Below are 9,579 nucleotides of genomic sequence, written 5' to 3'. Positions count from 1 at the left end.
TTTGCTTGCCTATAATTTAGTACGTTTAGAAATGATTCATATTGCCGAAGATGCCAATGTAAGCCCAACTCGGGTTAGCTTCACAGCAGCAATAAATTTGATAGATGCCCAGTTGCGCTGGCTAGCGCTCAGCCCCGATGGCACTTTACCTGTCAGGCTCAAACAAATGCGAGAGAGCATCAGCCATTTCATTTTGCCAGATAAAAGAAAGGACCGAACGTTTCCACGTTCAGTCCTCTTTGTTCGGGCCAAATATCCATTTAGATATAAGTGTTAATACTTATCCGAACGGCATTAAGCTATCTATGCTGGGCTTTTTGGTTTTTTTAATCGGTTGTAATTAGGAGTGGCCAGCCAAGATCACTTTGTCGGTTGGCTTCTATATCTAGTTCCGCCGCGATGAGAGGACTTGCCTCAAGCCAGCGAGAAGACATGATGAGTGTCAGCTCGTCTTTATCCGATATCAGTTTTATTTTTGGTTCTAAATCAGGGTTGCGCCTGTGTGAAAGTATCACTGCTAAACGAAGTAAACGAAGCACTCGTGCGGCGCTGCTAGCTGACATGGCATGCTGCGCTGGCAGAGGAGTTAGGTTTTCGCGGTAACGACGTACTACCTCACTCAAAAGCTGCTTTTGAGCGCGTGTATAGCCTGGCAGATCTAGATGTTGTAATAGATAGGCGCTATGATCCCCGCCTTTTTTGAAATCAATGGTTAGACCGATTTCATGTAACTTAGCGGCTGCTTCTAAGATTGCATTGCCTTGCGCTTCCGGTATCCATTTGTCTTCACATTGATGGAGCAACTTACTAGCCAAGTTAGCGACTTGTTCGCCGTACGCTTTATCCAATTGGTAGCGACTTTGCACACTGGCTATGGTGCGAGCTTGAATGTTGTCTTGCTTAAGCTCGTCAACCATTTCGTATACCAGCCCTTCGCGCAGTGCTCCGCCAGACAGTGTCATCGAATCTATGTTTAGCAGCTCAAAAATTGCAATTAAAATAGAAAGGCCACTTGGGAACACAAGGGCGCGCTCTAGGGTTAAACCTTCAATTTCAAGCTCTTCCAAGTGATCGGTGAGCATGGCCTGCTTTTGTAGTCGCTTAAGCTTAGCGTGGGTGATGACCTCATCCATACCTTGTGCCAGCATTATTTCCTGCAAGGCTTGCACTGTGCCTGAAGCACCGACACACACATCCCAACCTATGCTTGTGTACTGGCTTAGTACGGGGTGTAGGGTTTTTTTGGCTGCGGCTATAGCACTTTCGAAGTTTTCAGCAGAAAGCTGTCGGTCTTTGAAGTGATTTTCTAGCCAAGTGACACAGCCCATTTTTAAACTATTGAGCACTTGAGCGTCAAACCCCTGGCCGATGATGAGCTCTGTACTTGCCCCGCCAATATCAACTACTAAGCGGCGCCCGCAGCCACCTGAAGTATGCGCGACACCTTTGTAGATAGTCGCGGCTTCTTCCTTGCCATCAATGACTTCTATCTTATAGCCTAGTATTTGTTTCGCCTGACTAAGGAAGATATCTGCATTGGTCGCAGTTCTCAGTGTTGCCGTACCGACAATGCGAATATTTTGCTTATCAATGTCTTGCAGGCGCTCAGCAAAGAGACTCAGACAGTCCCACCCCCTCTGCATAGCCTCTTGGCTCAAACGATTGTTTGAGTCTAATCCTGCAGCTAGACGTACTTTACGTTTTATTTTCGCCATGGTTTGTATGCTGCCATCAATATGACGAACAATCAGCATATGAAAACTGTTAGACCCTAGGTCAATGGCAGCATAAAGTGGGGATGACACTTCTTGTCTCATAAACGGCCTTATGAATCTTTACTTTGACGCTGACGAGAGCGGTTATTTGAACGGCGGTTATTCGAGCGTGAACCACCAGTGTTAGTGCGACGTTGCTGTGGTCGATTAGAACGCATGCGTAATGGAGCAGGCAGATCTTGAATTAACGCCTGTGCATCGTATTCAGAGACTGGAATGGTATGCTCTATATACTCTTCAATCGCGGGAAGATTAATGGCGTATTCTTCGCAAGCGAAGCTAATAGAATGACCACTTGCACCAGCTCTTCCTGTGCGGCCTATGCGGTGAACGTAATCTTCACAGTCGTCAGGTAGGTCATAATTGAATACGTGAGTGACTTGTGGGATGTGCAGTCCTCTAGCGGCGACATCCGTTGCGACGAGCAAATCGACTTCTCCACGAGTAAATTGCTCAAGGATTTTTTCACGTTTTTTCTGAGGCACATCTCCAGTGAGAAGCCCAACTCTGTGTTGATCGGCTGCAAGGTGTCCCCAGATCGATTCGCATTTGTGCTTAGTGTTAGCAAATACTATCGCTCGCTCAGGCCATTCTTCTTCGATCAAAGTTTGTAGAAGGGTCATCTTATCTTCGTTTGACGGATAGAAGAGTTCTTCTTGGATGCGGTGACCTGTTTTTTGCTCTGGCTCAGCAGCAAGGTGTTCTGGGTTATACATATGCTCGAAAGCCAGCTCTTGAACTCTGTAAGACAAGGTGGCAGAGAACAACATGTTTAGGCGCTGTTTGGGTTCTGGCATACCGCGGAAAAGGAAGCGTATATCTTTAATAAAGCCCAGATCAAACATTCGATCGGCTTCATCAAGGACGACGGCTTGTATGCTTTTAAGGTTAAATACGCGCTGCTTGTAAAAATCGATAATTCGACCTGTGGTGCCGATAAGAACGTCAACACCTTGCTCTAATTTTGCCAGCTGTTTTTCATAACTTTCGCCACCGTAAGCCAGTGCGGCTTTGATGCCCGTGGTTTCAATTAATGGCTTGGCATCATTATATATCTGGATGGCAAGTTCACGAGTCGGAGCCATTATAATGGCTCTAGGCTGTGTAGCCTTTCTACCTTCATGCTCGGGTGTGTTGAGAAGGTGGTTAAAAGTAGCAGTCAGGAAAGCCAGGGTTTTCCCTGTTCCAGTTTGAGCCTGTCCTGCAATGTCTTGGCCGGTGAGCAGTACCGGCAACGCCAAAGCTTGAATCGGGGTACAAAATTCGAACCCTTTTTTATTCAAACCTTCAATAACTTGGGGGTGTAAACCCAAATCGGCGAACTTTTGCTCTGTGATATGCGTCTTTTTCATAGCTATAGAATATCAGCTTAAGCTTGCAATACGAAGGTAAATACATTCCAATAGGGCATCTAAATACTGGTTATCATCCAACCAGTCCGAAAAAACACATTGGAGTGTAAGATGAGTGATAAGATTTTGCAGCTAACTGATGACGGTTTTGAGAACGATGTAATCAATGCTGCAGGCCCAGTTCTTGTTGATTTTTGGGCAGAATGGTGTGGTCCTTGTAAAATGATCGCCCCTATTTTGGACGAAATCGCAGACGAGTACGAAGGTAAACTCACTATCGGTAAATTAAATATCGACCAAAATGCAGGTACTCCACCCAAATTTGGTATCCGAGGTATTCCGACCTTATTACTATTTAAGGATGGTGGTGTAGCAGCAACTAAAGTAGGCGCTTTGTCTAAAACTCAACTGAAAGAGTTTTTAGACGCGAACCTATAAGTTGTTCCTGCGATAAAACCGTGCATTTTCATCGATGCGCGGTTTTGAATATCAACAAAATCTAGACTAGGCTAGTATTTAGTGCTAGATTATCGCACGTTAAATAAACTAGTTTCTCTTCTTGGTCGATCCTGTGACCGAATTCATCTTAACTAAATAACAGATCCTATTTTGACTAAACAAGCATCCACCACCATGAATCTAACAGAACTGAAGAACAGACCAGTGTCTGATCTTGTCAAGCTGGGCGAAAGCTTAGGCCTTGAAAACCTAGCTCGTTTGAGAAAACAAGATATCATCTTCGCCATTTTAAAAGCACACGCAAAAAGCGGTGAAGATATATTTGGCGACGGAGTTCTGGAAATACTTCAAGACGGCTTTGGTTTTTTGCGTAGCGCAGATAGTTCATACCTAGCCGGTCCTGATGACATTTATGTTTCTCCGAGTCAGATCCGTCGTTTTAACCTACGTACCGGTGACTCAATTGCTGGCAAGATTCGCCCACCAAAGGACGGTGAACGATACTTTGCGTTGTTAAAAGTCAATACGGTTAATGATGACAAGCCAGACAACGCACGTAATAAGATTCTGTTTGAAAACTTAACCCCATTACACGCCAATGAGCGTATGGTGATGGAGCGAGGCAATGGTTCGACAGAAGATATTACCGCACGAGTTTTAGACCTTGCTTCACCGATTGGTAAGGGTCAGCGTGGCTTGATTGTTGCTCCACCAAAAGCGGGTAAAACAATGCTGTTGCAAAATATTGCACAGAGCATTGCTTATAATCACCCTGAGTGTGAGCTAATGGTACTTCTTATTGACGAACGTCCGGAAGAAGTAACTGAGATGCAGCGTTTGGTTAAAGGGGAAGTAGTCGCTTCTACCTTTGATGAACCTGCTTCACGTCATGTTCAAGTTGCAGAAATGGTGATTGAAAAGGCGAAACGTTTAGTTGAACACAAGAAAGATGTGGTTATCTTGCTTGATTCTATTACTCGCCTAGCAAGAGCCTACAACACTGTTGTTCCTTCATCAGGTAAGGTGCTGACTGGTGGTGTTGATGCCAACGCATTGCACCGTCCTAAACGCTTCTTTGGTGCTGCCCGTAATGTTGAAGAGGGTGGTAGTTTAACTATTATCGCGACTGCGCTTGTAGATACAGGCTCTAAGATGGATGAAGTGATCTACGAGGAATTTAAAGGTACAGGTAATATGGAACTGCACCTAAATCGTAAGATTGCGGAGAAGCGAGTTTTCCCTGCTATTGACTTCAACCGCAGTGGTACTCGTCGTGAAGAGCTTTTGACTAAAACGGACGAGCTACAGAAAATGTGGATTTTGCGTAAAATTGTTCACCCTATGGGAGAGATCGACGCAATGGAATTCCTGATTGATAAGCTTGCCATGACCAAAACTAATGATGAATTTTTCGATGCAATGCGGCGTCAATAAGAATTTGTGAATCATTACGCCATCGACATTGTCGGTGGCGTTTTTGTTTGCATTCTCGTTTGATAAGCCGCACAATGAGTAAGAATGTTAAAAGGAGGTTAACATGCAACAAGGAATGTTGTCGTCGGTTCTCCTGTGTGCATCTTTATTCATCGGAGCTCCAACTGCATTGGCAACCGAAATGCAGCCTAATCAAGTTCATCTTCTGATTGATAGCCAACAAATCAACAGAAAGGTGGCTGATTTGCTGCAATCTGCAATTCAAGGTAAGACAGACTCATTGAGCTTTGCGTTGGAAAGAATGGCACTCCCGCAACAGGAAGTTGCTAGGTATCTTTTGTTGCGGGAGATAGAAGCGCAAAATATTCCCTTAACGCCTTCAATGGCGCTGTTTGTTGAACAGCAGAAATCTATGGCTCCCACTTATCAGGTTATGGAAAGAGGGGAGGGGTATGAGTTTTCTGTTCCCGCTTTTAATTACCCTGCAATCGCTAGTCGCATACTTAAACGCTGGAAGCAAGATACACTGGCCTTAGACTTTGTTCTCAACGCTGAGCGTGGAGAGCTGGATCTTAAGCTCTGGTTATCAGGTAATGAATATCAGCTTCAAGCGAAAGAAGCTCTATTTTTGCGTGAACTTGATAATTTATCCTCGAAAGCTATTGATAATCTAGCATCTCAATTAACCGATGAAGCCGTTACAAGCTGGTTACCCTCGTCAAAAATTATGGCCCGACTGGCGCAAGCCAGCAATGACTCTGAAATCTACAAACTACTTTGGTTAATGCGGGCAGATTTCCATAGTCAGTCGGAATTGAGCCGATTAGCTGAAGTCGGGGATGGATTTTCCATAGTGCAAATCATGAATGCCTCATATAACCCTAGTCTTAAAGAGCAAGCAATTAAGGAGTTAGCGCGTATTAAGCCAATGAAAGAAGAGGTTAAAGCGTTTCTGATTGACCGAATGACTTTGCATGATGAAGCCTCTATGGTTGCGACTGAGCTTGCCAATCAAGGTTACTCCCCATGGCTGGAAGAACTTGCCAACGATAATCCTCAGGTGCGAAGCCACGCTATTATGAATGCTTTGTCACAATAGTATTAACCTTATTAAAAAGGGGGATGGAGATATCTCTCTTTTTGTTATACTGCCCCCAGACTAATCAACTCACAGCAGATCTATGATTTTTAGGGACTTACGCGATTTTATTGTTCACCTTGAACGGGAAGGTAAACTAAAACGCATTTCTGAACCTGTTGATCCACATTATGAGATGACAGAAATAAGCGATCGTGTTCTACGCGCAGGTGGCCCTGCATTGTTATTCGAGAACCCAATTGGTTACGATATACCCGTGCTTACCAACCTGTTTGGTACCGCAGAGAGAGTGGCAATAGGTATGGGACAAAACGATGTGATGGACCTACGTAATGTAGGCAAATTGCTGTCTTATCTCAAAGAGCCAGAGCCACCTAAAGGTTTTAAAGATGCATTGCAAAAGCTTCCTGTATTTAGGCAGGTACTCAATATGCCAGTTAAAAGGCTACGTAATGCAGCATGTCAGCAGATCATTTGGCAAGCTGATGAAGTTGATCTTGATAAAATTCCAGTAATGAGTTGCTGGCCTGACGATGTCGCACCTTTGTTGACTTGGGGGCTAACTATCACCCGAGGACCACTTAAAAAGCGTCAAAATCTTGGTATTTATCGTCAACAAAAACTCTGTAAGAACAAAGTGATCATGCGTTGGCTTGCCCATCGTGGTGGAGCTCTTGATCTGAAAGATTGGATGGAAGCTAAGCCAGGTGAACCTTTTCCTGTTTCTGTTGCTTTCGGTGCAGATCCCGCCACTATTCTTGGTGCGGTTACACCTGTACCAGATACCCTGTCAGAATACGCATTTGCGGGGTTGTTGCGAGGGAGCAAAACTGAGGTAGTGAGGTCTATTAGTAATGATCTCGAGGTGCCAGCAAGTGCTGAAATCGTGCTCGAAGGCTACATCGATCCAAATGAGTACGCTGATGAGGGACCTTACGGAGACCATACAGGCTACTACAACGAAAAAGAAAGGCATCATGTCTTTACAGTTACTCACGTGACTATGCGTAAAGATCCTATATATCATAGTACTTATACTGGCCGCCCGCCCGATGAGCCTGCAGTCCTTGGTGTCGCACTTAATGAAGTTTTTGTGCCTATATTACAAAAACAATTCCCAGAAATAGTTGATTTCTACTTACCACCTGAAGGCTGCTCTTATCGAATGGCTGTAGTGACAATCAAAAAGCAGTATCCAGGACATGCTAAACGAGTAATGATGGGCGTATGGTCTTTTTTACGTCAGTTTATGTATACGAAATTTGTCCTTGTTTGCGATGAAAGTGTTAATGCTCGTTGTTGGAATGATGTTGTTAGTGCAATGTGTGAGAACATGGATCCTGCGGCTGATACGTTATTGATAGAAAACACTCCGATTGACTCGTTAGACTTTGCTTCTCCTATTGCTGGGCTTGGCTCTAAAATGGGTTTGGATGCCACTATTAAATGGGACGCAGAAAAGATTAATCGTCAAGATATGTTATCGGCGCCAAGCGAAGTCACTGTGGAGGATACACTAGAAAAACTACGTGAAGCTTTTCCGGAAATAATCGATATTTCAATGCCAAGTTCTGGAACAAGCGCTTTTGTAATTATTTCGATGCTGAAAGCACATGCGGGACAATCCCAGTCGTTACTAAAAAGCATATGGGAATTTTCACAACAAAGCCTTGATGCTAGATTTGTCATTCTTTGTGATGATGATGTTAATGTTCATGATTGGAATGATATAATTTGGGCCATCACGACTAGAATGGACCCTTTACGTGATTCAACTGTAGCCCAAGAAAAAGGTGGGCAGGGCGCAAAGCTAGGGTTGGATGCAACCAAAAAGCTCTCTGGTGAAGTGACACGAGAGTGGGGGACCCCGATTAAGAAAGACCCTAATCTAGTTGAGCAGGTTGATGCTAAGTGGAGTAAGCTCGGTATATGAGACGTTACTCGAGTACTAAAGTGGCATTATATCAAATTACTGAGTTAAGACATTATAACTAATAAAAGTGGCGCTTCACTGTTGGAGAGAGGCGCTACATAACACAGAGTCTACGTCGGCAAGTAGACCAGAGGAATACCATGACTATCCAATGTATAGTGAAATCTATTGAGCCCCTAGCAAGTAATACTTATCGCATTCTTTTGCACCCTGAAACTCCTGTGGTTTTTAAAGCTGGGCAATATTTAACCGTGGTGATGGGTGAAAAAGACAAACGACCATTTTCAATAGCAAGTAGCCCTTGCCGTCACCACGGTGAGCTTGAACTTCATATTGGTGCAGCTGAACATAATGCCTACGCCATAGAAGTAGTGGATATAATGCAAAAATCTTTGGATGACGGTTCTAAGGTGAGCATTGAGGTGCCTCATGGTGATGCATGGATAAGAGAAGACAGTGACCGACCACTACTTTTAATCGCTGGTGGAACAGGTTTTAGTTACGTACGTTCTATTTTGGATCACTGTATTGCGCAAAATAACTCTAAGGATATTTACCTCTATTGGGGAGCACGTGATGAATGCCAACTATACGCAATAGAAGAGCTTAACGATATCGCATCTAACCACAGCAACATTCATTTTATACCAGTTGTAGAACAAGCTGACTCTAGTTGGCAAGGGAAAACAGGTAATGTTTTGGCTGCCATAGATGAAGACTTTGAGTTACTAGATGATTATGACATCTATATTGCTGGCCGCTTTGAAATGGCAGGAGCTGCCCGAGAGCAGTTTACCCAGAGTAAAGGAGCTAAGAGTGAACACATGTTTGCAGATGCTTATGCGTTTATATAGTGAGCATAGCGCTAGGTGATTTGTCTAGGAATCAACCGAAAATATTTTAATGTCTATTTTTATTGAAATAAACACTTGCATAGTCACGTTAGCTCTCTATAATGCGTTCCTACTAACAGGGGTTAAGGCATAGGTCTGAAGCCTGTTAATGAGGTTGAAAATAGCCGTTAAAATTAATTTTAAAAAGTGTTTGACTCTTTAAATTATATCGCTAGAATTCACCTCCGCTTTGAGAGATAAGCAGTTCAAAGCAACGCTCTTTAACAAACTAAACCTATCAATCTGTGTGGGCACTCGTTGATGATAATCCAAAAAGATTTATCAATGAACTGAGTGACCAATCGGTAGTAATACCGGCACAGTCAATTCAACATTACATAGTAATGTTATCAGTATTCATTGAGCCGCATCTTAGATGCACAAAACTTTAATTGAAGAGTTTGATCATGGCTCAGATTGAACGCTGGCGGCAGGCCTAACACATGCAAGTCGAGCGGAAACGAGCTATCTGACCCTTCGGGTGACGATAACGGCGTCGAGCGGCGGACGGGTGAGTAATGCCTGGGAAATTGCCCTGATGTGGGGGATAACCATTGGAAACGATGGCTAATACCGCATAATAGCTTCGGCTCAAAGAGGGGGACCTTCGGGCCTCTCGCGTCAGGATATGCCC

The 9,579-nt window shown here is 43.9% G+C and carries 7 protein-coding genes, 1 rRNA gene and 1 pseudogene; 7 read left to right on the top strand and 2 right to left on the bottom strand.

What is annotated here, in order from left to right; translation table 11 throughout:
- Window positions 1-277, top strand: a pseudogene (locus DPF90_RS20130) (IS4 family transposase); the annotation flags it as partial.
- A 49-nt stretch (window positions 278-326) separates the two neighbouring features.
- Here the strand turns inward: DPF90_RS20130 and gppA are convergent.
- Together gppA and rhlB are read right to left on the bottom strand one after the other, a co-directional pair.
- Window positions 327-1,817 (bottom strand): guanosine-5'-triphosphate,3'-diphosphate diphosphatase, encoded by a 1,491-nt coding sequence (gppA, locus tag DPF90_RS20125; RefSeq protein ID WP_114788069.1) that lies wholly within the window; start codon window positions 1,815-1,817, stop codon window positions 327-329.
- Window positions 1,818-1,825: 8 nt separating this feature from the next.
- Window positions 1,826-3,127 (bottom strand): ATP-dependent RNA helicase RhlB, encoded by a 1,302-nt coding sequence (gene rhlB, locus DPF90_RS20120; protein ID WP_114788068.1) that lies wholly within the window; start codon window positions 3,125-3,127, stop codon window positions 1,826-1,828.
- Between the two features lie 111 nt (window positions 3,128-3,238).
- Here rhlB and trxA point away from each other — a divergent pair, with 111 nt between their 5' ends.
- From trxA to DPF90_RS20090, 6 genes are all read left to right on the top strand, one after another.
- Window positions 3,239-3,565 carry a thioredoxin TrxA gene (gene trxA, locus DPF90_RS20115; protein WP_004741193.1) on the top strand — a complete coding sequence of 109 codons (327 nt, stop codon included), beginning with the start codon at window positions 3,239-3,241 and terminating at the stop codon, window positions 3,563-3,565.
- Window positions 3,566-3,760: 195 nt separating this feature from the next.
- On the top strand, window positions 3,761-5,020 hold the full coding sequence (rho, locus tag DPF90_RS20110; protein WP_114767716.1) for a transcription termination factor Rho: 1,260 nt from the start codon (window positions 3,761-3,763) through the stop codon (window positions 5,018-5,020).
- 103 nt (window positions 5,021-5,123) lie between these two features.
- Window positions 5,124-6,119, top strand: coding sequence for a hypothetical protein (locus tag DPF90_RS20105; protein WP_114788067.1), 996 nt, complete (start codon window positions 5,124-5,126; stop codon window positions 6,117-6,119).
- Window positions 6,120-6,201: 82 nt separating this feature from the next.
- Complete coding sequence (gene ubiD / locus DPF90_RS20100) at window positions 6,202-8,052, top strand: 4-hydroxy-3-polyprenylbenzoate decarboxylase (protein ID WP_114788066.1); 1,851 nt, start codon at window positions 6,202-6,204, stop codon at window positions 8,050-8,052.
- 140 nt (window positions 8,053-8,192) lie between these two features.
- Window positions 8,193-8,906: an NAD(P)H-flavin reductase gene (gene fre / locus DPF90_RS20095; RefSeq protein WP_114788065.1), complete on the top strand. Its 714-nt coding sequence runs from the start codon at window positions 8,193-8,195 to the stop codon at window positions 8,904-8,906.
- Between the two features lie 428 nt (window positions 8,907-9,334).
- Window positions 9,335-9,579: ribosomal RNA gene (locus DPF90_RS20090) — 16S ribosomal RNA — on the top strand; the annotation flags it as partial.

The sequence above is a fragment of the Vibrio tetraodonis genome, from assembly GCF_003350295.1.
Taxonomy (GTDB): domain Bacteria; phylum Pseudomonadota; class Gammaproteobacteria; order Enterobacterales; family Vibrionaceae; genus Vibrio; species Vibrio tetraodonis.
Note: the sequence above shows the minus strand (reverse complement) of the source record. Positions and strands in the feature narration are given on the sequence as shown.

Excerpts from the sequence above, each read along its gene's own strand:
- gppA (WP_114788069.1), bottom strand. The coding sequence starts at position 1,817 with ATGAGACAAGAAGTGTCATCCCCACTTTATGCTGCCATTGACCTAGGG.
- rhlB (WP_114788068.1), bottom strand. The coding sequence starts at position 3,127 with ATGAAAAAGACGCATATCACAGAGCAAAAGTTCGCCGATTTGGGTTTA.
- trxA (WP_004741193.1), top strand. The coding sequence starts at position 3,239 with ATGAGTGATAAGATTTTGCAGCTAACTGATGACGGTTTTGAGAACGAT.
- rho (WP_114767716.1), top strand. The coding sequence starts at position 3,761 with ATGAATCTAACAGAACTGAAGAACAGACCAGTGTCTGATCTTGTCAAG.
- DPF90_RS20105 (WP_114788067.1), top strand. The coding sequence starts at position 5,124 with ATGCAACAAGGAATGTTGTCGTCGGTTCTCCTGTGTGCATCTTTATTC.
- ubiD (WP_114788066.1), top strand. The coding sequence starts at position 6,202 with ATGATTTTTAGGGACTTACGCGATTTTATTGTTCACCTTGAACGGGAA.
- fre (WP_114788065.1), top strand. The coding sequence starts at position 8,193 with ATGACTATCCAATGTATAGTGAAATCTATTGAGCCCCTAGCAAGTAAT.